Here is a 26,521-nt window from a genome sequence, read left to right on the forward strand (position 1 = left end):
TATACTTTATTTCAGAAGTGGAATGATGTGAATATGAAGGAAATCATGCTGGGAATTTCAGCTTCGATGTTTTTTGCGGTTACGTTTATTTTAAACCGTTCGATGGAGCTTTCTGGAGGCAGCTGGCTGTGGAGTTCGTCGCTAAGATTTATCTTTATGGTTCCGTTTTTGCTGCTTATTGTCCTTTTGCGGAAAAACTTAAAGCCTCTTTTAAAAGAAATGAAGAGACAGCCGCTCCCGTGGATCATCTGGAGCTTTGTCGGCTTTGTTTTATTTTACGCACCCATCACGTATGCAGCGGCCTATGGACCGGGCTGGCTGGTTGCGGGGACTTGGCAAATTACGATTGTAGCGGGGACGCTATTAGTGCCTTTCTTTTATATCACTGTCCAGACGGAAAAAGGAATAATAAAGGTAAGAAGTAAGATTCCTTTTGGTGCACTTTTTATTTCATTCGTGATTTTTCTCGGAGTGGCTCTTATTCAACTGCCTAGAGTTCGTGAACTTACGTTTAATGAGCTATTGCTTGGTATCCTTCCAGTTGTGGTCGCAGCCTTTGCCTATCCGTTAGGAAATCGAAAAACGATGGAGCTCTCTGGGGGCAGGCTGGATACGTTTCAAAGGGTTTTGGGCATGGCATTAGCAAGCCTTCCCTTCTGGCTGGTTATCAGTACAGTTGGTTTTATGCAAGCAGGTCCACCTCCTGCCAGTCAGCTGCTGCAGACATTTATTGTCGCAATCAGCTCGGGTGTAATTGCCACCCTATTATTTTTTATTGCGACTGAACGGGTCAGCGGGCACCAAGGAAAACTTGCCTCCGTTGAAGCGACGCAATCAACTCAAGTACTATTCGTTATGATCGGAGAAATTTTGCTCCTTTCAAGTCCTTTACCAAGCATGATGGCAACGGTTGGAATCATGATTATTATCGCTGGCATGCTGCTTCATAGCTATTACACGAAAAAGCTCAATGAGAAACAGTTTAAAGCTGCACTGTCAAAATAAGTGCAGCTTTAGACTGTTGACAAACGCTCGCTTTCTTCGTTACTCACCTTGCTGCGGTAGCTCATTACCACCCTCAGTAACTCCGCTCCTCGCAAGGCTTCACGCCTTGAAAGAGAAAAGTTTGCAGTTCAGTCTGAAGTGTTGGTAAGTTTACAAATGGAGTTGTCCTCTATTAATAATAAAGCTAAAAAAAGTTATATAATCCATTCTCAAAATAAATATATTCATCGGGAGAAACGATTTTCTCGCCGTAGCCTTCAAAGAAGATGGCTATATCTCTCTCATTTTCAAAAGCATTTGGTTTAGGACGGATGGCTAAAGAAGCATCATATCTTGGGTCGCCAAATGCGCCGCCGCTCCAGTCAATAATGCTTGTCACATTGCCATTTTGAACGAGCACATTATCAATCGTAAAATCCCCGTGAATTAGTGTTTGTTTAAAGGGCTTGGGTTTGTTGGCTTTTAAACGCTCCAATAATGCCTGATCGCCTTCCGTTTCATAATAATCCAAATTATATTGTGCCGCCTGCAGCATATCATCCAGCCATAATTGACTTGATTTTAGATCATCTGGACAAGGGGTTGAATGAATATGTGCAAGCGTCTTTCCAAAGAGAAAAATCATTTCCTGCCGCCGTGCTTCATTTTTTTCCTTCAATAAAGCAGTACGCAGCGTTTCCCCTTCAAAAAACTCAAGCAGCGCAAAGCTTTGGCTTTGTTCTTTTCGTTCAATGTATTTATGAACCTTTGGAATAGGAAGGGCAGTTTGGGTCGTTAAGCTATTTAACACAAAAACTTCCTTATGCAGCCAGGAGTTGAATTGCTCCGTCCTCGTTCTTTTTAAAATAAACATTCCTTGCTCAGATTCAATAACTCCTACATCAGAAGTCCATCCTTGTTGCGGAAAAACAATAGATTTGATCGTTCCTAAAAAGTTTATGATTTCTTTTGGTAGTTCATTGATTTGTAGGGGGTTCATAAAAACATCTCCATTAAAATAAAGTTTTTCATTTATTAATACTTCATAAAAAATCAAAACCCTTTCTTTCCTTTACAATATATAATGCAATTTAGAAGAAAGTGAGATTCAATTGTGATAGAATTGGAAAACGAGTGCAGAGAGGGTGTATATATTTAAGGGATGTAAAATTTTTAAATTTTCACTCTTTAAATGGATGAGAACAAGTTGTATAATAATTTTTAATGTTTTTATATAACAACAAGGAGAGCGTGAATGAATCTAATCACTTGGATGATTATTTATTTGAATTAGACTAGGTGAATTTTTCTCATCCAATATTGCAATCTTTAAACACTCAGCTTTTTCATCCATACCAAACCAAAATACAAAAAGCACAGGCGGCGTTTGAATATATTCGGGATGAAATTTCGCATTTACGGGATATTCAAGGAACGCGTGTAACGCGCAAGGCTTCTGATGTTATAAAATATAGAGAAGGAATTTGCTATGCGAAATCAAATGTGCTGGCTGCTTTATTGTGTTCACAAGGAATTCCAGCCGGTTATTGCTACCAGCGATTGATGATTTTTGATACGCCTGAAAAAGGCTATAGTATTCATGCACTCAATGCCGTTTTTCTAAAAGAAGTAAATAAATGGGTGCGATTAGATGCAAGAGGCAATAAACCGGGAATTGATGCTCAATTTCAATTCATGAAGAAAAGCTGCCTTTTCCGATTCAGCCAGAATATGATGAAAAGGATTATCCTGTCATTTATGTAAGACCAAATCCGAGAACAATGGCAGTTCTAAAAGAGTAGACTGAGGCACTGGAAATGTATATGCATCATCTGCCTGATCATGTATGACATCTCTTGCCGTTAACGGAAGTTACTGAAAATAAATGCAAAAACACTTCAAGCATTCTCATTGACAATATACCCCCTACGGTATAATATTGGTGTTGTAATGCTGATCATATCAAGGTGGTGGTTATCATTCTTTACTTATTAATCGTATTTATTGCCGTACTTTCGGTACTATTGTATAAACGTTATTATCCGGTAAAAGGAGTTCCTTGCGTAAAGAAAGAGCAGCTCTCAAAGGATGACAATATTACGATATTGGATCTTAGAGATTATAACGAAACGGCGGATGGATCCAGCAGTGATTCACTCAATATTCCATATGCTTATCTAAAACGATTTCACCAGGAAATTCCGCATAAGAAAATTCATGCGATTGCTTCTGATAAGGTAGAGTTAAACCTCAGCCTTCGTTTTTTGGCATCAAAAGGCTTTGAGGTAAACAGTTTTTCATTAACAAATTGTCTGTGCGACAAAAAGAAAGGAGAGATCAATTATGGAGTATGATAAAAATACGAAAAATCGTTTAAAACGAATTGAAGGACAAATAAAAGGAATACTCAGCATGATGGAGCAAGGAAAAGACTGCAGAGAAATCGTGAATCAATTGTCTGCTGCACGAAATGCCATTGATCGCACAATGGGTGTCATTGTCAGCACAAACCTTGAACAATGTGTGAGAGAAAATATCCAAAAAGGCGAAGAAACAGACTATCTTGTAAAAGATGCTGTTGAGCTTTTAATCAAAAGCAGATAAAAAAGTTCATCACCCCCTCTAAAAAAGAGGGTTGACGAACTTTTAATTTTTAAGATATTATATACCCATAGGGGTAATAGTATGAAAACGGGAGGAATGTAAAATGAAAATTGACCTAGTGCTAGATGCAAAAGGATTAGCATGTCCAATCCCAATTGTAAAAACAAAGAAAGCAATAGAAAACTTAGAATCAGGCCAAGTATTAGAGGTGCTTTCAACAGATAAAGGTGCAAAAAGTGATTTAACTGCTTGGACGCAATCTACAGGACATACTTTAGTTGACTATGCAGAAGAAAACGGTATATTAATCTTCCGTATTCAAAAAGGATAAATTTTTTTATAAAATAAGATACCCATAGGGGTAGAGGTAATGGAGGAAATGAACATGACAGAAGAAAAAAAGCGAACCACAATTGTATTATTTAGCGGTGATTATGATAAAGCAATGGCAGCCTATATTATTGCAAACGGCGCTGCAGCCTACGACCATGAAGTGACGATCTTTCATACATTCTGGGGATTAAATGCACTGAGAAAAGATGAATTGGTGCCAGTGAAAAAAGGATTTCTGGAGCAGATGTTTGGAAAAATGATGCCGCGCGGCGCTGATAAAATGGGATTATCCAAAATGAATTTTGCCGGAATGGGACCGAAGATGATCAAGCACGTCATTAAAAAGCATAACGCAATGACCCTTCCTGAATTAATTGATATGGCAAAGGAACAGGACGTAAAGCTTGTTGCTTGTACGATGACAATGGACCTCCTGGGATTGCAGCAGGAAGAATTGGTGCATGGTTTAGACTACGCAGGAGTAGCCGCTTATCTGGGAGACGCTGAAAAAGGAAATGTAAACCTATTTATTTAATCTCTTAAAGAAGGAGAAAACAAGATGGATACAAATGTTTTAATTAACATCCTCATCATTGCACTTGCAGCCTGGTTTTTATACAGACGCTTTATGCCTGTAAAAGGAATTGACAATATTAGCACTACGGAGCTTAAATCCGAGCTGAATAAGAAGGATAAACAGTTTATTGACGTCCGGACGCCCGGTGAATTTAGAGGAAGAAGCATTAAAGGATTTAAAAACATTCCTCTTCATGAGCTGAAGCAACGAGCAAATGAGCTTTCAAGGGATAAGGAAGTCATTGTGATCTGCCAAAGCGGCATGAGAAGCAGCAAAGCAAGCAGCCAATTAAAAAAGCTTGGCTTTAAAAAGATAACAAATGTAAAAGGCGGCATGAGCGCCTGGCGTTAAATAAAGAGGGGGGATTGTTGTGAAACATACAACACCGGCTGAAGTAGAAGCAATGCTAAAAAATAAACAGCCGATTAATATTATCGATGTACGTGAGGTGGATGAAGTAAAGGAAGGGAAAATTCCAGGTGCGGTTCATATTCCATTAGGATTATTAGAATTCCGCATGCATGAATTAGATAAATCAACAGAATACACCATGGTCTGCCGTTCAGGCGGCAGAAGCGGCATGGCTTCAAAGCTGCTTGAAAGCCATGGATACAAGGTCATTAATATGACAGGCGGTATGATGGCATGGGAAGGTTCAACAGAATAATTTTTTTGTGTGAATATATACCCCTAGTGGTATTAAATCCGAGGAGGAAATAACATGATTCAAACAAACGCTGTATTAGATGCAAAAGGGTTAGCTTGTCCAATGCCAATTGTAAAGGCAAAAAAAGCAATCAACGGATTGGAAGCGGGGCAAGTATTAGAGGTTCAAGCAACGGACAAAGGCTCAACAGCTGATATGAAGGCTTGGGCAGAGAGCACGGGTCATCAATACTTGGGGACAATTGAACAGGGTGATGTTTTGAAGCATTATCTTAGAAAATCCAGCGGTGAAGGAAAAGAAGAGAATAAACATCCGTATGTAGCTTCAAACGAAGATTTGCAAAAAATCGTTGAAGCAAACGGAAATGCCGTTGTATTGGATGTTCGAGAAGCAGCTGAATATGCCTTTAACCATATCCCGGGTGCTCAATCACTGCCATTAGGGGAATTGGAAAACCGTTTAAATGAGCTTGATAAAGAAACAGAAATCTATGTCGTATGCCGAACAGGAAGCCGCAGTGATCTTGCTGCACAGAAGCTTGCTCAAGCAGGGTTTGACAAGGTAGTAAACATAGTGCCTGGAATGAGCGACTGGACTGGACCGACTGAAAAGTCAGTAAATTAATCAAATCTATAAATCATGGAGGAATGAACAATGTCAAATTCAAATAAAGTAGCCATAATTGCGAGCAATGGCGGGGTGTTCGATGCATATAAAGTATTTAATATTGCAACAGCAGCTGCAGCTACAGAAAAAGAAGTAGCGATTTTCTTTACATTCGAAGGACTAAATCTTATTCATAAAGAAGCAAATCAAAACCTTCCAATGCCAGCAGGCAAGGAGCATTTTGCAGAAGGCTTTAAAAATGCAAATGTGCCATCAATTCCAGAGTTAGTTGCGATGGCTCAGGAGCTTGGTGTGACATTTATCGGCTGTCAAATGACGATGGACGTAATGGGATTAGAAAAGGAAGCATTTGTAGATGGCATTGAAGTGGGCGGAGCGGTTACATTCTTGGAATTTGCAAAGGATGCAGACGTTAGCCTGACGTTTTAAAAGTAGTCTCTATTAAGGATATTTGTAGATCTTTGAACGATCCCGTTTATAAATGTGAGTCAAAAGGAGACCCCACAGGCGCAAAGCGCCGAGGAGGCTCCCGGACCGCCCGCAGAAAGCGAACGACTGAAGTAGAAATCAACAGGCAATTTCAACAGAGCTTAAAATAAAAAATTTTACACCAAAATATACTATAGGGGGTATAGAAATGCCGGTTAATCCAATAACAACAAAAGAAATAGCACAAAAAGTAATCAATAAAGAAGCATTCTTCATCTTGGATGTAAGAAACGAGGATGCATTTAGCGATTGGAAAGTTGAAGGTGAGAACATCACGTATCTCAACATTCCATATTTCGATCTGCTCGATGGAGTGGAAGAAATTTTGGAACAGCTTCCACAAGATCAGGACATCGTTGTGGTGTGTGCGAAGGAAGGCTCATCCATTATGGTAGCGGATATGCTGTCAGATGAAGGACGTACCGTTTCGTATCTTAAAGGCGGAATGAAGGCTTGGAGCGAGCACTTAGAGCCTGTAAAAGTTGGAAACTTAAAAGAGGGAGGAGAGCTTTATCAATTTGTCCGTCTTGGAAAAGGATGTCTTTCTTACATGATCGTCTCAGACGGAGAAGCTGCACTGATTGATGCGACGCGTATGACGGATGTTTATCTTGATTTTGCAGAAGAAATCGGTGCAACGATCAAACACGTTTTTGACACGCATCTCCATGCAGACCATATATCAGGCGGAAGAAAGATTGCTGAAGCGACAAACGCTATGTACTGGCTGCCGCCAAAGGATGCACAGGAAGTAGCATTTAATTACCAGCCGTTAGAGGAAGGGCGAGACATAAACATTGGCAATACGACGATCATAATTCAGCCATTGTACTCTCCAGGCCACACAATCGGCTCGACATCCTTTATCGTTGATGACGCCTATTTGCTGTCAGGAGACATCTTATTCATTGATTCAATTGGAAGGCCGGACCTGGCAGGCTTGGCAGAGGATTGGGTTGGTGATTTGAGAAAAACGCTTTACACACGCTACAAGGAACTGTCTGATGAACTGGTCGTTTTACCAGCTCACTTTATGATTATTGAAGAGTTGAATGACGACGGCAGCGTATCCGAAAAATTAGGAACATTGTTTGCAAAAAACCATGGTTTGAACATTGAAAATGAAGCTGAATTTAGAAAGCTGGTAACCGGAAACCTGCCCCCTCAGCCGAACGCATACCAGGAAATTCGAGAAATGAATATGGGTAAAATTAATCCGGATGAAGAACAGCAGCGTGAGATGGAAATCGGTCCAAACCGCTGTGCAGTAAGATAACTCAAAAACAATAACAGGAGGTTTTTAACAATGGGAGCAGCAAAAGTATTAAATGCAAAAGGATTAGCATGCCCAATGCCAATCGTGAAAACGAAAAAAGCAATGGCAGAGCTTGAAACAGGACAGATTTTAGAAATTCATGCAACCGATAAAGGGGCAAAAAGTGATCTTGCCGCCTGGTCAGCATCAGGCGGTCATGAGCTAGTCGATTCGACAGAAGAAAATGATGTATTAAAGTTCTGGATTAAAAAAGGTTAATAAATAAGGGGGCCGAATTAGTTCCCTTATTTATAGGAGGTTAACAACAATGGACTTTGGATTTATACTCATTATCTTCTTAATTGGATTCTTAGGTTCCTATTTATCAGGGATGCTTGGGATTGGCGGATCCATTATCAAATACCCGATGCTTCTTTACATCCCGCCTTTATTTGGAATAGCGGCATTTAATGCGCATGAAGTAGCAGGAATAAGCGCAGTACAGGTGTTTTTTGCCACCATTGCCGGTGTGTGGGTGTATCGTAAAGGCGGCTATTTAAACAAAACATTAATTGCCTATATGGGGGTCAGTATTTTAATTGGTAGCTTTATTGGCGGCTATGGCTCCAAAATGATGCCGGAGGAAGGCATTAATATCGTATATGGTACTTTAGCGCTTATTGCGGCTGTGATGATGTTAGCACCGAAAAAAGGAAGTGATGATATTCCGCTTGATCAAGTTACATTTAACAAAGGGCTTGCGGCTGTGCTTGCCTTAATTGTCGGAATTGCTTCCGGGATTGTCGGGGCGGCAGGTGCTTTTCTATTAGTGCCGATTATGCTGGTTGTCTTAAAGATTCCAACACGTATGACCATTGCCTCCTCATTAGCCATTACCTTTATCTCATCCATTGGTGCAACAATTGGAAAAATCACTACGGATCAGGTTGAATACTTTCCAGCACTCATCATGGTGATTGCTAGTTTAATCGCATCCCCGCTTGGCGCAATAGCCGGAAAAAAAATGAACACAAAGATACTCCAGGTTATTTTAGCTATACTTATTTTAGCTACAGCAGTGAAAATTTGGATGGATATTTTATAATCTTACAAGCTTGTAATGAAGAGAAATTTCATTGCGGGCTTTTTTACGTTTATTTTTCTCACACCATTCTGTTCATTTACTCGCCGAATGATTATACTATTCTCAAAATCTTCTATTTATATTAAGATTAAAAACTCGCCTAAATTCACTCTAAAAAAAGAGAAAAACGGAGGTTTTTCAATGAAGGAGCAAACATTTCACCACACAGAGTGGAAATGGATTGAAACGGAATTCTCAAAGGAAACTACATTAGAAGAACTGACGAAACAATACAAGCAATGCGGCCAATGGATCATGGATGTAAAAGAAAACAAGCTAAATAAACTCAAAATGGACATCACGGCTGAAAATAAGGAATCAGTATGGGGTTCGCTCATTTATCTTCAAGATATCCAGGAGCAAAATAAGCAGCATCTATTTCATTTTTTCATTACAAAGGATTTTTTGATTACCGGACATTTGGATTTTAATCTGCTTGATGAAGTGGATGAAAAAGAGTTAAAAAAGATGCTGGAGCAGGCCAGTACACCGATTGAAGGGTTTATGATTATACTTGGCAGCATCGTTTCATCCTTTTTTCAGGAAATTGATACATTTGAAGAAAGACTCAGTGATTTACTTTGGAAAGTGAAAAAGAAAAATAATAAAAAAATTCTCGAAAAAATCGTTGATTGCAAGCATGAAATATTAGTCTGGAAGAATTTGATCATCCCTTTTATTGAAATAAGAATGGCTATGCTAGAAGCTTTTGGTGATGATGTACAGGAAGGGATTCATTATAAAAGAACATGTAGACGAATTGAACGCTGCCACATATTGGTGCGCGAATATGAGCAGGAAATTGGCGCTATGGTTAATCTTGAAAATGTCGTTTCGTCGCTACGCGGAAATGAAATTATGAAAACCTTAACCGTTATGACTGTGCTATTTACACCCGTTATGGCGTGGGGTGCTTTATGGGGAATGAATTTTGATGAACATATGCCTGAACTTAAATGGAAGTACGGCTATTTGGCCTCTATGGGTATTATTGCTGTAACGACAGGCTATTTATTTCTGTTCTTAAAGAAAAAAGGTTGGACGGGTGAAATTTTAAAAGGCAACAAAAATAAATCATTTCTTGACTAGGCTTTTCAGGCTCCTCAAAAAGAAGGATAAAACCCTGTCCGGACAGGGTTTTATACATTAGAGAACTACCATTCCGTTTACTGTTATTCGTAAAAAATTGCGATTTTCTGCACACTTTCTCAAATTATTTTGGATACTATGGAATTAATAAATAAGCAACAACCTTAATTGAATAGAAAATGAAAATCATTAGTCAGGCTGTGAGGGAAATGTACGGAATATTATCAGATATTAGTAATACGATAAGCCTCCCTCTTTTAAATTTAGTCGGAAGTTTAGCGGAATATCCACTGTTCATCGCATTGGTGCTCGGATTAATAGGGGCTGTCGCGCCATGCCAGCTGACAGCCAATGTAAGCGCAGTAACGATTTATGGGAATAAGACAATGCAGTCCAAAACAGATTGGACCGAAGTCTTTTGTTTTGTATTTGGAAAAGTCCTTGTGTTTTCTTTGCTTGGCTTATTTGTATGGATGCTTGGAAATGAATTCGAACAAAATATTACGACATTTTTTTCCACCTTTCGAAATTTTGTAGGACCTATGATTATTTTCATCGGCTTGTTTTTGCTTGGCGTATTTAAGCTTCACTTTATAAATCGCTTGACAAGCTGGATTCCGCTTAAAATCGGGCAGGGCAAATTCGGCTCCTTTATGATGGGAGTCACCTTTTCAATCGCTTTTTGTCCGACAATGTTTGTGCTGTTTTTTGTCACGTTAATGCCAATCGTGCTATCCTCTCCATTTGGATTTGCTTTGCCATCCTTGTTTGGAATCGCAACCTCGATTCCTGTACTGATCATCCTCCTTATGATGAGATTTCTTGAATTAGACGGCAGCATGTTAAAAAACAGTAAAAGATTTGGCGCAATCATTCAAAAAGCTGCCGGTTCAGTGCTTGTTTTGGTCGGTGTATTGGATACGATTACGTATTGGGGATTATAATATTTGTTATAAAGCCTGACAATCAAACGGATTGAAGGCTTTTTTCCGTTTCTAAATACTAGGCCATGAAACAGCTATCCGTACTCATACTCGAGCAGTTCAGACACACTTTTTAAGGGATAGCCTTTATTTTTTAAAATTCCTGCAATCTCATTTTTTATTGAAGCTAAGGAATGTTCATGACTTTCATACATAGTATGTAAAAGGACCATCGAATACGGTGTAATTGTAGTGACTTTCACATCAGCTTCATCAAAAGTTTGTAGAATTGGATTCGGTTTTTCAACTTTTTCTGTTCGATCTTCCTTGCTTATCAGCTCTCCAAAGATTTGAATGATTTTCCATGTTATTTGCTTAAGCAGACTGAAGCCAATTGACATAAAGAGTACAGTACGAGCGATGAGTATGGTTAGCAATTTTTTCATTTTCCTTCTCCCCTTCTTATTTCATCTCGTGTTTTTTTCATTGCCGCGCACACACTATTTATCTTTATATCCATTATTATATTTGCGCTTTTTTATTTTATGACTGGGTGTGAATCTTTTTTTTTTAGAATTTTAATGTCTCTTTACCTTAAAAGTTATACATCTCTTACCAAACACATATAGTACCTCATGCGAAAGCTCCTTAATGTATGGAGGTTGCGTGATGGAAAAATGGGTAATAGCGGTTCTAATTGGATCATTTATCGTTTTTATTTTGGCGCTGGCAATTGATGTTACTGATTTTAATGACAAAAATAATTATCAAAAAGTGGCAGAGAGCATGAAGGAAACGGAAAAGCTGTATCAGCTAACAGATGAGCTGGTCGAGGAAGTTCATACAGAGCTAAATAATAGAGGGCTTACTGAGGTTGGCATCAGCTTTTCACGTGAAGAAAAGCAGCTTACAGTAACGGTTAAGGATAAAGAATTTATGCAAAATCATGGACATGAAATTAAAGAAATTATCTATGAGCGTTCACGTGAAAAAAACATTCATGATGTAAAATTGAAATTTGAACGTTACAGTGAATATGGACAAAGCAGCATAGAGATGCAGCAGCTTGAAGAGCTTTTAGGAGAAGTTTCTAAGGTTACGTTAGACATTTTAGATGGTGCGGGCTATAAAGAGAATATACTTGTAAGCATAGATCCTGCACCTGCCAATCCTGAGATCGAAGTCTTGTTTCAAGAGACGGGAGAGCTGGATGGCAACGTAAAAGATAACCTTGAAAAACGCATTGCTGAAGCGATCTATGTAAAAACCTCGAGGAAATTTGCCGTTAACATAAAAAGAAAAAGTGAGCAGGAAGCAAGGGATGAAAGCTGGCATCCTGTTTTTAGAGCAATTACATATGAAATGCCGAAGCAATTTGAAGAATACAATGGATTTGGTTATTCATTTCATCCTGAGCCTTTGCAGATTATTATAAAAACATCTTTACCGAAAGCAAGCCTGTGGTCAAATTCAAGTAAAAAAGCAGAAGCGATTGAAGACTATGTTGGCCAGATAATCGAAATAAAGCGAGACGAGCTGTCGCTTGAAAAAATTCCATATGAAATCATTGTAAGAGGGAAGGACAAAGAAATTCTAAATAAAAAATGAAGGCGGGAATCTTTCGGTGAGATTCCTGTCTTTATTTTTGGGGGAGGATTTTGGGTTTTGTACATAAATGCCGGACTTAGGCCCATCAATAGTATAGTTATGGGCAGAAATTTGGGGCCAAGGCCCACAACTCATAGAGTAAGGTCCATAATAGCCGGTTTAACGAGAAGACATCCAATTAACGTTTAGATTTTTTTGTTTTTTTAACTGATTTTCATCTAATTTTCATGTTGGGTTCTTATACTATGAAATGTAAACAAACAATCCAACTAATAAATACAGAGAGGATGAAAATAATGGGTTACTACGATGATGATCAAGCTCAACAAAACACTCAAAAGAAAGGCGGCAGCAAAGCAGGATATTTCCTATCCAGTTTGTCCGGATTAATCATCGGAGCGCTGATCGTTGTCATGGCACTTCCGGCGATTGCAGATTTCGGAATTTTGCCAACCAACAGCGGCACGTCAAATACCAATAACGCGAGTGAAAATACGTCAGCGCAGCCTGTTTCCTACGATGTTTCATCAGACGTGACAAGCGCGGTTGAGCGTGCGGGTGATGCGGTTGTAGGCATTACAAATATCCAATCAAGCGGCAGCATGTTCAGTCAGTCAACAGATCCTCAGGAAGCAGGAACTGGATCAGGTGTCATTTATAAGAAAGAAGGAGACACAGCCTTTATCGTGACGAATAATCACGTCATTGAAGGTGCAGAAAGCGTGGAAGTAACGCTAGCAGACGGCACAAAGGTACCAGCTGAGGTTCTTGGCGGAGACATTTGGACAGACCTTGCTGTACTACAAATTGACGGTTCAGATGTAGAAACTGTCTCAGAATTTGGCGATTCAACTGCGCTGAAAGCCGGTGAACCGGTCATTGCAATCGGGAACCCGCTTGGACTTCAATTCTCCGGCTCTGTCACAACGGGTGTTGTCTCAGGTCTTGAGCGCACAATTCCAGTCGATGTGAACCAGGACGGCGTACCTGACTGGCAAGCAGAGGTTCTTCAAACAGACGCAGCGATCAACCCTGGTAACAGCGGTGGTGCTCTCGTCAATATTGCAGGCCAAGTGATTGGTATTAACTCAATGAAAATTGCACAATCATCAGTAGAAGGAATTGGTTTAGCCATTCCGATCAACATGGCCATTCCGGTTATTGAGGATCTAGAAGCTTCAGGCGAGGTACAGCGCCCAACAATGGGAGTCACGCTGCTTGACCTGGCAAATGTACCAGCTGTTTATCAGCAGAATCAATTGAACCTTCCTGAAGAAGTGAAAACAGGCGTTGTCATCGAGCGTGTTGTTCCAAACTCAGCCGCATCAGCTGCTGGACTTCAGGATATGGACGTAATCGTTGAAATGGATGGACAAAAAATCACCAACTCCATTGAGCTTCGCCAACACCTTTACACAGAGAAAAACGTTGGCGACGAGATGCAGGTTAAAGTCTACCGCAACGGTGAAATACAAGAATTTACCCTCACCCTTACAGATGACGCCCAGCTGTAAGAAGTGAGTTCACATAGATGCAGCACCCTATACAAGCCCGTATAGGCCTAGTTAAACTCCTTATATCAAAACCCTTTGAAGGCAGGAATCTTTGGATGAGATTCCTGCTGTTTTTTTGTTTTTGGGGCTGAGTGCAGTTGTCGTGGGCGTGGGTCGGGGATATTTGGGCGCGACTGCTTGCAAATCGCAGAGCACGGCCTGTAATTTTCTCTGACGGCTTGTAAATCACTCACCACGGCCTGTAACTTTATGTGCAAGGCTTGTAAATCAAATTTTTTGTTAAAAGAAGCAGGATATTGTCATTAAAACGTGGAAACTATTTTTAAACGTAAAGGAGGTAATAAGAAAATTGATAAAAAAAGCACGAACAGAGCCCATACTCAATCAACAATTGGACGCATTAATTAGAAGGTTGAAGCCTGGCCATCCAGCAAAAAACCAGATTGAAGCCGATTTAGCTAAATCACTGGCAGGCTATCGGGGAGAACAGGCTGTTGACTACTATCTGCCGCAAAATGATGATTATTGGATACTTCATGATCTAAGACTCCAAGGTAACGAAGAACATTTCTTTCAAATTGACACATTTCTGGTATCGGAACATTTTATTATTTTATTTGAAATAAAAAACATCGCGGGAACGCTCCTCTTTGATTCAAACTATCATCAGCTCATTCGTACGCTTGACAATAAAGAAGAAGGATTTCCAGATCCAATCACACAAGTAGAACGTCAGCAGCGCCACTTCAGAGACTGGATGTTAAAAAAGAGGCTCCCCAAAGTCCCGATTTTCTCTTATGTCGTCATTAGCCGCCCCTCATCCATCATTAAATCTACGCATTCCTCCATAAAAAAAATCCTTCATGCTGCTACCATTCCCACAAAAATAGAACAATTGGAACAACAAAATAGCACGTGTTATTTTACTAAAAAAGACATGCGTAAATTATTTAACCTTCTTATAAAAAATCACATACCGCCTACCCGAGATGTACTCTCGTATTATCAATTACAGCCTGATGACTTACAAACAGGAATTGAATGTCCGTCATGTCACAGCTTTAAAATGGTGAGGGAAAGGAGGAATTGGGAATGTGCCAATTGTCAAAATCGTTCCGTGAATGCTCATAAAAAAGCACTAAAAGATTACTTCCTTTTAATTGGTTCAACCATGACGAATAGGGAGTGCAGACGCTTCTTGCAGCTTTCATCCAGTTCTATAGCATCAAAGCTGCTGAGGTCTTTTGATTTTCCTATATCAGGAGCAATAAAAAATCGTTCGTATACTATTTTGTTGGATAAGGTGCAGGAATGAGTTAATGGCTTGTAAATAGTGGACCACGGCCTGTAAATCTTTCTGACGGCTTGCAAATGTTAGCGCACGGCCTGTAATTTTCTCTGACGGCCCGCAAATGCCCAATCGTCCCAATATCAAGCGTAAGCAACCCCAAGCAGAAGAATCGTGCTCACCAGCTCCGTGCATTATAATCATTAGAAAGAGCACTTAGACAGGAGGAAGCGATGTGACTATTCGAAAAATCGACTTTTTAGAAGAAACGGCTTATGAAATTGAAAATGAGCAGTTTAAAGCGATTATCCTGCCGGATCAAGGGAGCAATCTTATTTCACTTTTTGAGAAAAAGAAGGGTGTAGAGCTGCTGAGAGTTCCAAAAACGAAAGAGGAATATGAAAGAAGAAGAATGTTGTACGGCACACCTGTCCTATTCCCGCCAAACCGAATCGAGGATGCTGAATTCCAGTTTGAAGGCCGCACCTATTCATTGGAAATGAATCGGGCAAAGGAAAATGTACATATTCATGGGTGGGTTCATGATGAAAAATGGGCAGTCGCTGAAATTGATTCAGTGCAAAATACAATTGTGACCGTGTTCCAGTCCAGTGATCATCCGGATATTTTAAAGCAGTTTCCCCATTCCTTTGTACTGGAAATGACCGTGAAACTTATGGAAACTGGCGTCATTCAAACGCTAAAGGTAATAAATCAAAGCAATGAAACGATGCCTGTCGGTGTTGGTTATCATACAACATTTAACTTCCCAATTGAAGATTCCAGGCTGTCATTGGATGTGGATTCATATTGGGAGTTAAATGAGCGGCATTTGCCAACAGGCGAGCAAAAAACAGTTCCGTATAAAGAGAAATTAAAAAGCGGGATGAAGCTCAAAGGGATGGAATTGGACGACGTCTACCCTATAACGGAGAACCATCAAGCGGTGATCAAACACCCGACCTTAGGATTAAAGGTGACGTATAAAGCGATAAAAGGATTTAAACATTGGGTCATCTTCACGGCAAGTGGTCAGGAGGATCTCCTAGCGATCGAGCCTTATTCCTGGGTGACAAATGCACCGAATCTCTCCTTGCCGGAGGAAGTAACGGGACTAAATGGCATAATGCCTCAAGATGAAAAAACGTATATTACTGAAATTAATGTAGAAACACTATAAAAGAGAGTAAAGACAGGGGGAAATACCTGTCTTTTTCATTTTCTTGTGGAAAAATTTAGATCTCCAAACTATGCTACAATAAAAATGAAGAAAAAAATGAAGGAGAATACACAAATGAAGATTTTTTGCTGCCAAGAACATGTGGAGCTGGGCATTGATGTGTTTGTGGACGAAGAGGAAACATTCCCGTCCCTAAATACAGTGGATAACTCATCTAATTTGTCCACAGACTGTGAATATTGTCAAAACAAAGCGGCATATATTGTGTCGAACTAGTGTTTCCATACGAGATGTGGATAGGTAATGTGGATATGTGTATAACTTTTGGGGATAACCTGTTTATAATGAATGAATAACTTTCATCCTAATTTCGGGTAAAAAGATATACAATATGTCGAATAATCACCCGGGAAAGACAAATTTCGACCCTGATTAGACATGTTTTTCTGGAATTTAGAGAAGAAAAGAATAAAAACGGAAAGCATATAAATTGGATAAATAAGTTATCCACATGTTGAAAACTTTTTCCGCCAACAACAATTTATTCACAAAACAAAAAATCCGCTGTCTTTATTTTAATGAAGAGCGGATTTTTAAATTGTGGATAATAATTATTGCATGCTTGCAGCCACTCTTGATTTTAAATTTGCGGAGATAGATTGAACTATTTTTTTAAGCTCGTTCACAGAAGGGCGTCCATAGGGGCCTGTTTGGCGCTGTTGATAAAGCAGACCACCGTTTTCATCAAAAAGAAAATAAGCTGGTTCGCCGTGTATGCCGTGATCATAATAAGGAGCATCATCTCCATGAATCAATACACTATATGACTTCAGCACCCTCATCCCTTCATCCGATAAAATCGGAAATGTCAGCGTATGCTCATAGGCCATATCCTTTAAATTCTCCAATTTATCCGTTGAAATCGCCGTTATATGAACATGATTCCCTTCAAAAAAACCTTTATGCTCCTCAATTTCCCTCAGCTCATGAACACATTCCGGGCACCAGGCTCCTCTGAAAAAAACCAAAAGACGCCAGCCCTTCCGCTTCCGCTGATCCGCATCAAATGAATAATGCTCGCCTGAAACACAAGGCAGAGTAAATTCTGGTGTGGTATCCCCTAATGTAAAGGTAAACATACGAATTCCTCCTTTAAACCGCTCATCCCCATTACTATGTAACAGTGAACTTGAAAAGATTTGGCCTCACACTACCATACTATTACCTGTCCCATCATTATTGACCGGATTTACAAAAATCATGTGTGCATATCCCGCAAATGCTACAATACAAATAGAAAAAATACGGAGGACCCATCATGAAAATCACTATTATCACCGTCGGCAAGCTAAAAGAAAAATACCTAAAACTAGGCATTGACGAATACACAAAAAGACTCGGCGCCTACGCCAACATCGACCTTATCGAAGTCCCGGACGAAAAAGCACCTGAAAACCTTAGCGAAGCGGACATGGACATCGTCAAACAAAAGGAAGGCGAACGAATCCTCGCCAAAATCAGCCCGGACACCTACGTCATCACCCTTGAAATCAAGGGGAAACAACTATCATCTGAGCAGCTTGCTGCCCATCTCGATCAGCTCGCTACATATGGAAAAAGTAAAATTGCGTTTGTTATCGGAGGATCGCTTGGATTGAGTGAAGAAGTAGTCAAAAGAAGTGATTTTGCGCTGTCATTTTCAAAAATGACATTTCCTCATCAGTTGATGAAGCTGGTGTTATTGGAGCAGGTTTATCGGGCTTTTCGGATTAATCGGGGTGAACCGTATCATAAGTGATTTGACATGCAAAAATTTACTAAGGAATAGAGGGAAATCATGAAGGGTTTAAAATGGAAGAGTGCATCAACACTTGTACTTGATTGGGAAAAAATTTGAGAAAGTTTTGGATCGAAGAGAGATCAGGGAGTACTCTAGAAGATTATGTCCTGCGTGAAGCAGAGATCCTTCACAGCCGTGGATTTGTGAAGAATTATATTGAAAAACAGGAAGTAACCAACCGGCTGGGTGGAAGGATTATGATCAATGAGTCTATTCCTTATCTCATCAGTAAAAAACCGTTGCTCAATTGTGAAAAAGACGAATATTCATTTGATATACTGCTTAACCAGGTAATGAAGGTAACACTACAATCAATTTGTTAAGAAAGATACCCGGAAAAGAAGCTTTATGCAGCTGGATTATCTTCATGAAACACGGGATCTTTCATTAACAAAACAGATATTCTCGAGAATTTACTTTGAAAGTCATAATATGCACTACAAGCGGATGATTCACCTTGCAAGAATGTTATTCGAACTTAAGTTGGTTTCCCATAAGCAGGGGAAATGGAGCTTATTTACGACAGAACTTGATGAAAGAACACGCAATGGTATATTCGAAAGGTTTTTATTTCAATTTTACATGATTGAACAAAAAGACTACCGGGTCTCATCTGAAATCATCATGTGGGGACTGGATGGAAACAATGCCTTTCTGCCGCAAATGAAAACAGACGTGTCACTCAGCCATAAAAATGGGCAAGAAAAAATAATAATCGATGCCAAATTTTATAAGAATGTATCTCAGGAGTATTTCGGAAAATCTACTTTTCACAGTCATAATATGTATCAGCTATTTACTTATTTAATGCATCAGGAAAAGGATCTGGAGCTCAGAGGAATTCTAATTTACCCGAAAAATATTACTGATGTAAATGAAAAGTATCAATGGAGTGAGAATATCTCGATGGAGGTTATGACGGTGGATTTGGATAATTTCGTGGAAAGAGATATTTGAGAAGCTGATTGGGGTTGTGGATGAGTAACGAGTGATTTTGTAGTGGGCATTAATAAGAGAATATTTTAAAGTTAAATGTTTTAAAAAAAGAGAAAAGCCCAATCAGCTTTTCTCTCAAACCCAATCATTAAGAAACCGAAAACCCTTCCTCTTCCTTCACGCCATCTTTCTCTATAAACTCATCAAGCAGAGCACGCACATCATCGGTGGATTCGGTGTCCATCAGTCGATTCCTCAGTTCACTTGCTCCCCGGAATCCACGTACGTAAATTTTAAAAAAGCGTCGAAGCGGTTTGAAAGGACGCGGCTCCAATTCTTCAGAGTACTTATCATGAAGGTCAAGCTGCAGACGAAGGAGATCGAGCAGTTCTTCGCTGGTATGCTCTTTCTTTTCTTTTTCAAAAGCGAACGGATTATGGAAAATCCCGCGCCCGATCATCACTCCGTCTATGCCGTATTTTTCTGCAAGCTCAAGTCCTTTTTGACGGTCAGGAATATCACCGTTAATCGTCAGAAGTGTATGAGGGGCCACTTCGTCACGAAGCTTCTTGATCTCCGGAATCAGCTCCCAGTGTGCGTCGACATTACTCATCTCTTTTTTCGTACGGAGGTGGATGGAAAGATTGGCGATATCCTGTTCAAGAATGTGCCTCAGCCAGTGGTGCCATTCGTCCACTTCCGTATAACCGAGCCGGGTCTTAACGCTTACGGGTAAGCCTCCCGCTTTGGCTGCCTGGATGATTTCCGCTGCAACATCCGGACGGCGGATCAGACCGGAGCCTTTTCCATTCGCTGCAACGTTCTGCACAGGACATCCCATGTTGATATCTACGCCACGATAGCCCATTTTGGCCATGCCGATACTCATTTGGCGGAAGTATTCAGGCTTGTCTCCCCAAATATGGGCGACGATCGGCTGTTCATCTTCCGTGAATGTCAGCCGTCCCTTGACGCTGTCTTTTCCTCTTGGGTGGCAGTAGCTTTCCGAATTCGTAAACTCTGTAAAAAACACGTCAGGTCTCGCTGCTTCACTCACGACATGACGAAATACGACATCCGTCACAGCTTCCATCGGTGCCAGAACAAAAAACGGCCGAGGCAACTCTTGCCAAAAATTATCTTTCATAATATATCTGAACCCTTTCCTTAAAGGGAAACATGTTCCCGAAGTTAAAAAATGAAATTGCTTCTTTTTGATTGACTACCAGTTAGACTGGACTTCAATCAATATATACTTTACTGGCTTCAAATGAAAAGTGCAAGGGAACGAGTCGTCTAGTGAATGGGGTTCCCTGGGTCAGGTACAATATATACTGGGTTCTATTGACGAATACCTCGATCTGCTCCACGGGAAGAATGAATATTCAGATGCTGAAGAGAGATGGACGGACGACATGGACTTGTGTATCAGTGATGAAGAAGACAATATCGAAGATGCACGGGGATTTAGGACACGATCTCTTTTTGGCTCGTGTTTTTAGCCAAACAACGCAGAAACAAGTGGCCGAAAAATTGAATAAACGTTAGCACTAAAATTTTAATTGCCAAATACATTTTTCACTACAATTGCTTGTAATTTAGGTTATGTTAATCCTTACACTAATAAAAAATGCGAAGTCTGTGATGTGAAAAGGAAAGAAATTTCTGAAACCCTTTAATAGAATTCATTCTATGATTTCTCGCTTGGGTAATACTCTTTCAAAAAACCCCCTGCCTTTCCAGAAAAAATACTTTGTACTTAAAGCTAACGAAATTAGTACTAAGTGTATTGTCCTGCCGCCGCTCTGGTCGAATGCCGCGATAAAACCTTTTCCATAGGTACCCTTCCTATTTTGGAGGGGGATATAGCATCAGCTCTGGGATCTCAGCCGCTGCACTTTTACTAAATCGGTTTTCAACTGTATACAAAAGACGAGAGCTTCACACTCTCGTCTTTTTATGCGGAAATTCCATCCTATGATCCACCTTCCCGTAGTTTGACAGAGTACAACTGAAAATAATTATCATTTAGGTATTGCTTTGATTTCTAAAATATACTAAACTTTTAATTGTGAATGAAAATCATTATCAATTAAAAGGGGCGTACAAAAATGAAAAACAGATTAACGGTTTTCTTATTCGTTCTATTATCTGCTTTGTTTGTGCTTGCGGCTTGCGGTGAAGAGGCGAATGAAGAAGCTTCTTCGAATGGCGATGCAGGTGGAGCATCAGAAGAAACAACAACTCGTGAAGTAACACACGCATTGGGTACAACTACTATAGAAGGAAAGCCGCAACGTGTGGTGACGCTTTATCAGGGGGCTACTGACACGATTCTAGAATTTGGTGTAACACCTGTTGGCGTGGTGGAGTCCTGGGTTCAAGCTCCAATGTATGATTACATAAAAGAAGATTTATCCGATGCAGCATTCGTTGGACAAGAAACACAACCAAACTTAGAAGAAATTTCGGCATTGGAGCCAGATTTGATTATCGCTTCTCAAATTCGCCATGAAGAAATATACGAACAACTTTCTCAAATTGCACCAACGATTGTGAATGAAACGATCTATGATTTCAAAGAAACAACAGCCTTGATTGGAGAAGCGCTTGATGAAAAAGAAAAAGCAGACAGCCTGCTTGCGGACTGGGAAACACGAGTGGGTGACTTCCAAGAAAAAGTGTCCTCAGTTGAAAACTGGCCGATGAGCGCAGCGGTTCTCAATTATCGTGAAGATCATGCACGTATTTATGTAACAGGCTTTGCAGGATCAATTTTGACAGAGTTAGGATTTGAAGCACCAAAAGATTTGCAGGGTGATGATCTAGAAATTGTAAAATTAACCGATAAAGAAAGCATTCCACAAATGAATGCAGATATTTTTTTCCAATTCATGGAGGATACACCAGCTGTTCAGAAAACGTTTGAGGAATGGTCAGCACATCCGTTGTATCAAAACTTAGATGCTGCGAGAAACAATCAAGTATACAAGGTAGATGAAGTGGCCTGGAATATGGCTGGAGGTCTGCAGGCAGCACACATGATGCTCGATGATATCTATGAGCATTTTGAAATTGAACAGTAATGGAAAAAGGGGAATGCATCACATTCCCCTTTTTTTCCTATGAAAGAAGAGGGGATGTTATGTTATATTCCGTATTTTCTAAAACTGCCGGCCTTGTCGGACTTCTTGGTTTAGTGATTGTTCTTTTTTTCGGCAGCCTCGCGTTTGGACAGACCACCATTCCATTTTCAACAACATGGGAAGCGATCACCCGATATGATCCAGCAGATACAAATCACTTAATTATTGGAACATCACGATTAACAAGGGCGGTTATTGCGCTTGTTATTGGTATGAATTTGGCCATTGCAGGAGTGTTTGTCCAGGCACTTACTCGAAATCCATTGGCGGCTCCAGATTTACTTGGGATAAATTCTGGCGCAATTTTCTTCATTGTACTGGCTATTACGTGGCTGGAGGTTTCCTCGCTGACCCAGTATATGTGGTTCGCTTTCTTAGGTGCGGGCATTGCTGGAGCAGTTGTGTTCTTTTTGGGAAGCATTGGGAGAGATGGGTTAACCCCAATTAAAGTCATTTTATCAGGGGTTGCCTTATCCGCATTATTTACCTCGTTTACACAAGGGTTATTGGTTGTCGATGAACAATCTATTCAAACAGTCTTGTTTTGGATTGCGGGTTCTGTAGCAGGGAGAGATATGGAAATGCTCGTATCTGTTTTGCCATTTCTTCTTGGTGCATTAATCGTGAGTTTATTTATGGGACGAGCTATCGGGATTTTTTCATCTGGAGATGACGTCGCAAAGGGTTTAGGACAACGCACCGGTATTATTAAAGTTCTCATGGGTGTTCTGATCATTATTTTAGCAGGAGGATCTGTGGCCGTCGTAGGATCGGTTGGCTTCATCGGTTTAATTGTTCCTCATATGGCAAAAGGGCTTGTTGGAAATGATTATCGCTGGATGATTCCCTATAGTGCTCTTCTTGGTGCAGCTCTTTTATTAGCTGCAGACATCGTCGCCAGATTTATAATTTTCCCACAAGAAGTGCCTATTGGTGTAATGACAGCATTTATTGGGGGACCATTCTTTATCTATCTGGCAAGAAAAGGGGTGGCTGCTAAATGAAATACTGGACGTTCCGTTTGTTTCAGGAAAAGATTTCGTTCCAGTTCTCCCGTCGCTGGTTAGTTGTGTTGCTCAGCTGGATTTTGGTTTTAGGTGGGGTGTTCCTCGTCAGTCTCTCTGCCGGCAGTACGTGGATTCCAATCCATGAAGTATTTCAGCAATTAACAGGACAAATCGACAAGCACGCATTTGTAGTGGAGACATTACGCTTACCACGAGCATTGCTTGCGATTTTAGTAGGTGCTGCTTTAGGTGTTGCCGGTCTCATTTTGCAAAGCTTAGTCCGGAATTCACTTGCTTCCCCAGACATCATTGGGATATCCAGTGGTGCTTCGTTAGGTGCTGTGACGTTCTTGGTATTTGGTACAGGTGTGGTTAGTCTTCAATTTCTTCCTTTCGCAGCCATTGGAGGAGGCTTGATGGCTGCATTGCTCATTTATTTAATTTCATGGAATAAGGGTGTCACGCCCATTCGACTCGTGTTAATAGGAATTGGGATTTCAGCCGTTATGAAAGCGGGTGTCACGTTTATGCTCGTCATGAGTGAGACGGCTATCACCACCAAATCCTATATCTGGCTGACAGGAAGTATTTATGGAGCCAGCTGGGGAGATGTTACATCAATGGTCGTATGGCTGTTGATACCCCTGCCCATCTTAGTGATTTTAGGAAGAAGCTTAAACATCACAGAGCTCGGAGATGAGGTATCCATTAGTATGGGTGTACGCTTGCAAGTAGAGCGTTTTATCTTTTTAATGTGTAGTGTCATACTCGCTGGGACGGCTGCTGCCTATGCAGGGGGAATTGAATTCGTAGGACTGATGGCGCCTCATATTGCAAGACGCTTAGCTGGTCGTTCATTTCAGGGGTTGTCTATCGTCACGGCATTGATCGGTGCTTTCTTAGTCTTGCTTGCTGATTTAATTGCCCGGACACTTTTCTTACCGCTTGATATTCCTGCAGGTGTGTTTACGGCAGCAATTGGTGCTCCGTTTTTCTTGTATTTGTTATTCCAAAATCGCAATCGCTAAGAGGAGATGAAATGATGTGATTCAAAAGGGGAGAGGGAGAAAAAAGGATATGAACCTAGAAAATTATCGGGTGGAGATCAATAATGGACGCAGTGGAATTCCTTTACCTCAGCTGCTTGATACGAATGTATTAACGTCCGTTCTGCACCAATATGCCTATCGAATCGGAACTGACTCTTTAGGCACAGCAGGTTCCTTATTTCTTAAACGCTATGCGGTCCTCACCGCCGCTTCTTCACTTGATTATTATGGTCTTCAAAGACAAAGAGTAGACTGGTTTACAACGGCTGAGTTTGAGCCGGAGACGTTTACCTTATTAATTGATGATTCTCAGAGTGTATTGCTTCAAGGTGACTGGAAAACACGTGTTTTTGCAGATCATTTGACACCCTTAGTTGAAAAAATTTCAAGTGAATGGAGAATACCGCAGAAAATTCTTTGGGAAAACATTGCTGTACGTTTGCAGTCGGTCTTTCGTAAAAAATCCTCTGTCTCTTCTTCAGATGAGTTACAACAACAATTGAAAGAGTTAACAGTAGCAAAAGCATCGTGGGTTGGAGGAGAGGATAATCCCTTATCTATTTATTTACATCATTTGGAGGAGTGGACGTGTATTCCAGTTCGAACGACTTGTTGCAGGTATTACCAAGTGAAATTCGGAGATGATCATCCTTATTGTGGAAATTGTCCTCTTCCAAAAAATGAAACAATTAAATGAAGAAACGGTAGCTATTTTACTGCTTTTTTTTCGTTCGATTTACGACCTTTATCTGTAAAGATTGTCTTAACGCTAGAATGAAATTAACAAAAGCCTGCTGTTGGTTCCGGGTGCTTGTTTATTTATGATTGTATACCCATTTTATTTCTTTTTAACAGATTATGGAGATAGAAAAAAGGTCCCTGATCTCAGAACAACAATTCATATTCTCGGTATAGCCCCAGGAATGTTAATTAAAGAATTAACTGAATCAATTACATAATTTTATTAATTCATCAAAACCAGCATTTTTAATAATGGGAAGTTGAAACCCACAGCATCCATCACGATAGAAAAATTTATCAAGAACCAGGCACTACAAAGAATTTTCATCATATATATGTGATATCCGTTCGGATTTGATGAGGAGGATATCATGCAACCTATGTTACCTATGGAAAAATATTTTGGGCAGTTTGAACTGGTGCATGCTTTTTATGGGGCTATGCCTACAGGTGTCAGCGTTTCCGAAACCGGTCGTATTTTTGTTTGCTTTCCGAAATGGGGAGACGACGTTCAATTTACTGTGACGGAAATTGTTGAGGGTGAATTGCAGCCTTATCCCAGCTTAGAAACCAATTTGGTTAATGTTGATAATGTTACGATGTCTTTCGTCAGTGTCCAAAGTATCGTTGCTGATGGAAGAGGAACACTTTGGGTACTAGATACAGGGGCGCCAAATTTTTCTGAACCTATTCAAGGGGGAGCAAAATTAGTTGCTGTTGATTTAAGCACGAATAAAATAAGGAGAGTATATACCTTTACAGAAGATGTGGTCTTGCCAACAACTTATCTGAATGATGTCCGTTTGGATTTTCGGGTTGGAAGAGCAGGCTATGCATATATAACGGATTCTTCCTCCAGAGGGCCAGGGGCTATTATCGTCGTAGATTTAGAAAATGGGAACGCGTTTAGAAGGTTAAATGGGGCAATATCAACTTCACCTGATCCCTATTTTTTACCGAAAGTAGAAGGTGAAATTTTGATGAATCGAAACCCGGACGGATCGACTTCCCCATTTAGATTGGCTTCCGATAGTTTAGCGATTTCTCCTGATGGAAAGGTTTTATTTTATGCTCCGCTAACCAGCCGTCAGCTGTTCTCGATCTCAACAGAAGCCCTAAGAGACAGAAGGATACAGGACATGAATTTATCCCAATATGTCCAGTATTGGGGGGAAAAAGGTGCGTCTGATGGAATGATCACCGGCGTAAAAGGAACCGTTTATGCGGGAGACTATGAAAACAATAGCATTAGGAAGATATTGCCAAATGGTTCAATGGAAACCATCGCACATGACCCGAGAATTTTATGGCCGGATACTTTTTCGATTGGCCCCGATCAATACTTATATGTCATTGTGAATCAATTACATCGGCAGGCGAGATTTCATTATGGAAGAGACATGCGGGAAAAACCATATAGTTTACTTCGTATGAGAATTGATGAATTCCCTGCTTTACCTTTTCATAATAATCTTAAAAGAAGGTAGCTGTCCCTCATCAGGGAGCTGCCTTTTTTGTCA

The 26,521-nt window shown here is 40.3% G+C and carries 30 protein-coding genes and 2 pseudogenes; 28 read left to right on the plus strand and 4 right to left on the minus strand.

All coding sequences use genetic code 11. The features are described 5' to 3' along the window. Positions 1-33: 33 nt before the first annotated feature. Complete coding sequence (locus KP78_RS03375; RefSeq protein ID WP_041087419.1) at positions 34-1,005, plus strand: DMT family transporter; 972 nt, start codon at positions 34-36, stop codon at positions 1,003-1,005. A gap of 184 nt (positions 1,006-1,189) precedes the next feature. Here the strand turns inward: KP78_RS03375 and KP78_RS03380 are convergent, their stop codons facing one another. Further along, entirely contained in the window at positions 1,190-1,984 is a 795-nt protein-coding gene (locus KP78_RS03380) for a phosphotransferase family protein (protein ID WP_041087421.1), read from the minus strand. Between the two features lie 299 nt (positions 1,985-2,283). Here KP78_RS03380 and KP78_RS03385 point away from each other — a divergent pair. The 14 genes and pseudogenes from KP78_RS03385 (at position 2,284) to KP78_RS03450 (ending at position 10,713) form a co-directional block, all read left to right on the plus strand. Further along, positions 2,284-2,786, plus strand: a pseudogene (locus KP78_RS03385) (transglutaminase-like domain-containing protein). 165 nt (positions 2,787-2,951) lie between these two features. Next, positions 2,952-3,338: a rhodanese-like domain-containing protein gene (locus tag KP78_RS03390; RefSeq protein ID WP_327063155.1), complete on the plus strand. Its 387-nt coding sequence runs from the start codon at positions 2,952-2,954 to the stop codon at positions 3,336-3,338. Continuing rightward, entirely contained in the window at positions 3,328-3,588 is a 261-nt protein-coding gene (locus KP78_RS03395; RefSeq protein WP_041086333.1) for a metal-sensitive transcriptional regulator, read from the plus strand. The genes KP78_RS03390 and KP78_RS03395 overlap by 11 nt, the downstream gene beginning before the upstream one ends. 103 nt (positions 3,589-3,691) lie before the next feature. Next, entirely contained in the window at positions 3,692-3,919 is a 228-nt protein-coding gene (locus tag KP78_RS03400; RefSeq protein WP_041086335.1) for a sulfurtransferase TusA family protein, read from the plus strand. Positions 3,920-3,973: 54 nt separating this feature from the next. Then, positions 3,974-4,456, plus strand: coding sequence for a DsrE/DsrF/DrsH-like family protein (locus KP78_RS03405; RefSeq protein ID WP_041087425.1), 483 nt, complete (start codon positions 3,974-3,976; stop codon positions 4,454-4,456). 24 nt (positions 4,457-4,480) lie between these two features. Further along, entirely contained in the window at positions 4,481-4,849 is a 369-nt protein-coding gene (locus KP78_RS03410; RefSeq protein ID WP_041086336.1) for a rhodanese-like domain-containing protein, read from the plus strand. 19 nt (positions 4,850-4,868) lie between these two features. Further along, positions 4,869-5,165 carry a rhodanese-like domain-containing protein gene (locus tag KP78_RS03415; protein WP_041086338.1) on the plus strand — a complete coding sequence of 99 codons (297 nt, stop codon included), beginning with the start codon at positions 4,869-4,871 and terminating at the stop codon, positions 5,163-5,165. A 54-nt stretch (positions 5,166-5,219) separates the two neighbouring features. After that, complete coding sequence (locus tag KP78_RS03420; protein ID WP_041086340.1) at positions 5,220-5,789, plus strand: sulfurtransferase TusA family protein; 570 nt, start codon at positions 5,220-5,222, stop codon at positions 5,787-5,789. A gap of 30 nt (positions 5,790-5,819) precedes the next feature. Beyond that, positions 5,820-6,221 (plus strand): DsrE/DsrF/DrsH-like family protein, encoded by a 402-nt coding sequence (locus KP78_RS03425; RefSeq protein WP_041086342.1) that lies wholly within the window; start codon positions 5,820-5,822, stop codon positions 6,219-6,221. A 208-nt stretch (positions 6,222-6,429) separates the two neighbouring features. Continuing rightward, positions 6,430-7,557, plus strand: coding sequence for an MBL fold metallo-hydrolase (locus KP78_RS03430; protein ID WP_041086343.1), 1,128 nt, complete (start codon positions 6,430-6,432; stop codon positions 7,555-7,557). A gap of 30 nt (positions 7,558-7,587) precedes the next feature. Beyond that, entirely contained in the window at positions 7,588-7,815 is a 228-nt protein-coding gene (locus tag KP78_RS03435; RefSeq protein WP_041086345.1) for a sulfurtransferase TusA family protein, read from the plus strand. Between the two features lie 49 nt (positions 7,816-7,864). After that, on the plus strand, positions 7,865-8,641 hold the full coding sequence (locus KP78_RS03440) for a sulfite exporter TauE/SafE family protein (RefSeq protein WP_041086346.1): 777 nt from the start codon (positions 7,865-7,867) through the stop codon (positions 8,639-8,641). Positions 8,642-8,821: 180 nt separating this feature from the next. Then, the gene (locus KP78_RS03445; protein WP_041086348.1) at positions 8,822-9,769 is read left to right on the plus strand and encodes a magnesium transporter CorA family protein; all 948 of its coding nucleotides are present in this window, start codon (positions 8,822-8,824) and stop codon (positions 9,767-9,769) included. A gap of 179 nt (positions 9,770-9,948) precedes the next feature. Then, positions 9,949-10,713, plus strand: a complete 765-nt coding sequence (locus KP78_RS03450; RefSeq protein WP_235420825.1) for an urease accessory protein UreH domain-containing protein — start codon at positions 9,949-9,951, stop codon at positions 10,711-10,713. A gap of 74 nt (positions 10,714-10,787) precedes the next feature. Here the strand turns inward: KP78_RS03450 and KP78_RS03455 are convergent, their stop codons facing one another. Next, positions 10,788-11,138 carry a polysaccharide deacetylase family protein gene (locus tag KP78_RS03455; RefSeq protein ID WP_041086352.1) on the minus strand — a complete coding sequence of 117 codons (351 nt, stop codon included), beginning with the start codon at positions 11,136-11,138 and terminating at the stop codon, positions 10,788-10,790. Between the two features lie 223 nt (positions 11,139-11,361). On the opposite strand from KP78_RS03455, the gene KP78_RS20510 reads away from it, so the two are divergent. From KP78_RS20510 to KP78_RS03480, 5 genes are all read left to right on the plus strand, one after another. Beyond that, positions 11,362-12,300 carry a hypothetical protein gene (locus KP78_RS20510; protein WP_235420826.1) on the plus strand — a complete coding sequence of 313 codons (939 nt, stop codon included), beginning with the start codon at positions 11,362-11,364 and terminating at the stop codon, positions 12,298-12,300. Positions 12,301-12,596: 296 nt separating this feature from the next. Continuing rightward, complete coding sequence (locus KP78_RS03465) at positions 12,597-13,814, plus strand: S1C family serine protease (RefSeq protein WP_041086354.1); 1,218 nt, start codon at positions 12,597-12,599, stop codon at positions 13,812-13,814. Positions 13,815-14,163: 349 nt separating this feature from the next. Beyond that, positions 14,164-15,129, plus strand: coding sequence for a nuclease-related domain-containing protein (locus KP78_RS03470; protein ID WP_041086356.1), 966 nt, complete (start codon positions 14,164-14,166; stop codon positions 15,127-15,129). Between the two features lie 208 nt (positions 15,130-15,337). Further along, positions 15,338-16,282, plus strand: coding sequence for an aldose 1-epimerase (locus KP78_RS03475; RefSeq protein WP_041086358.1), 945 nt, complete (start codon positions 15,338-15,340; stop codon positions 16,280-16,282). A 45-nt stretch (positions 16,283-16,327) separates the two neighbouring features. After that, positions 16,328-16,558: a CxxH/CxxC protein gene (locus KP78_RS03480; protein WP_041086360.1), complete on the plus strand. Its 231-nt coding sequence runs from the start codon at positions 16,328-16,330 to the stop codon at positions 16,556-16,558. A gap of 335 nt (positions 16,559-16,893) precedes the next feature. On the opposite strand, the gene KP78_RS03485 is transcribed toward KP78_RS03480, so the two are convergent. Then, complete coding sequence (locus KP78_RS03485; protein WP_041086362.1) at positions 16,894-17,421, minus strand: peroxiredoxin family protein; 528 nt, start codon at positions 17,419-17,421, stop codon at positions 16,894-16,896. 179 nt (positions 17,422-17,600) lie between these two features. Here KP78_RS03485 and rlmH point away from each other — a divergent pair, with 179 nt between their 5' ends. From rlmH to KP78_RS03500, 3 genes and pseudogenes are all read left to right on the plus strand, one after another. Further along, entirely contained in the window at positions 17,601-18,080 is a 480-nt protein-coding gene (rlmH, locus tag KP78_RS03490; protein WP_041086363.1) for a 23S rRNA (pseudouridine(1915)-N(3))-methyltransferase RlmH, read from the plus strand. A gap of 83 nt (positions 18,081-18,163) precedes the next feature. Continuing rightward, positions 18,164-18,445 carry a 5-methylcytosine restriction system specificity protein McrC gene (locus KP78_RS20925; RefSeq protein ID WP_041086365.1) on the plus strand — a complete coding sequence of 94 codons (282 nt, stop codon included), beginning with the start codon at positions 18,164-18,166 and terminating at the stop codon, positions 18,443-18,445. Positions 18,446-18,467: 22 nt separating this feature from the next. After that, positions 18,468-19,079: pseudogene (locus KP78_RS03500) on the plus strand (5-methylcytosine restriction system specificity protein McrC); the annotation flags it as partial. A gap of 127 nt (positions 19,080-19,206) precedes the next feature. Here KP78_RS03500 and KP78_RS03505 read toward each other — a convergent pair. Continuing rightward, positions 19,207-20,205, minus strand: coding sequence for a tRNA dihydrouridine synthase (locus tag KP78_RS03505; RefSeq protein WP_041086369.1), 999 nt, complete (start codon positions 20,203-20,205; stop codon positions 19,207-19,209). 964 nt (positions 20,206-21,169) lie between these two features. On the opposite strand from KP78_RS03505, the gene KP78_RS03510 reads away from it, so the two are divergent. The 5 genes from KP78_RS03510 (at position 21,170) to KP78_RS03530 (ending at position 26,488) form a co-directional block, all read left to right on the plus strand. Beyond that, a complete protein-coding gene (locus KP78_RS03510; RefSeq protein ID WP_041086371.1) occupies positions 21,170-22,144 on the plus strand; it encodes an ABC transporter substrate-binding protein in 975 nt (324 codons plus the stop codon). A gap of 59 nt (positions 22,145-22,203) precedes the next feature. Continuing rightward, on the plus strand, positions 22,204-23,208 hold the full coding sequence (locus KP78_RS03515; RefSeq protein WP_041086373.1) for a FecCD family ABC transporter permease: 1,005 nt from the start codon (positions 22,204-22,206) through the stop codon (positions 23,206-23,208). Further along, positions 23,205-24,239 (plus strand): FecCD family ABC transporter permease, encoded by a 1,035-nt coding sequence (locus KP78_RS03520; protein ID WP_052474517.1) that lies wholly within the window; start codon positions 23,205-23,207, stop codon positions 24,237-24,239. Before KP78_RS03515 ends, KP78_RS03520 begins: the two co-directional genes overlap by 4 nt. Before the next feature lie 49 nt (positions 24,240-24,288). Continuing rightward, a complete protein-coding gene (locus KP78_RS03525) occupies positions 24,289-24,957 on the plus strand; it encodes an IucA/IucC family C-terminal-domain containing protein (RefSeq protein ID WP_131272588.1) in 669 nt (222 codons plus the stop codon). Positions 24,958-25,372: 415 nt separating this feature from the next. Continuing rightward, the gene (locus KP78_RS03530) at positions 25,373-26,488 is read left to right on the plus strand and encodes an L-dopachrome tautomerase-related protein (protein WP_041086377.1); all 1,116 of its coding nucleotides are present in this window, start codon (positions 25,373-25,375) and stop codon (positions 26,486-26,488) included. The last annotated feature ends 33 nt before the right edge of the window (positions 26,489-26,521 follow it).

Source organism: Jeotgalibacillus soli (assembly GCF_000829435.1).
In the GTDB taxonomy this organism is placed as follows: Bacteria; Bacillota; Bacilli; order Bacillales; family Jeotgalibacillaceae; genus Jeotgalibacillus; species Jeotgalibacillus soli.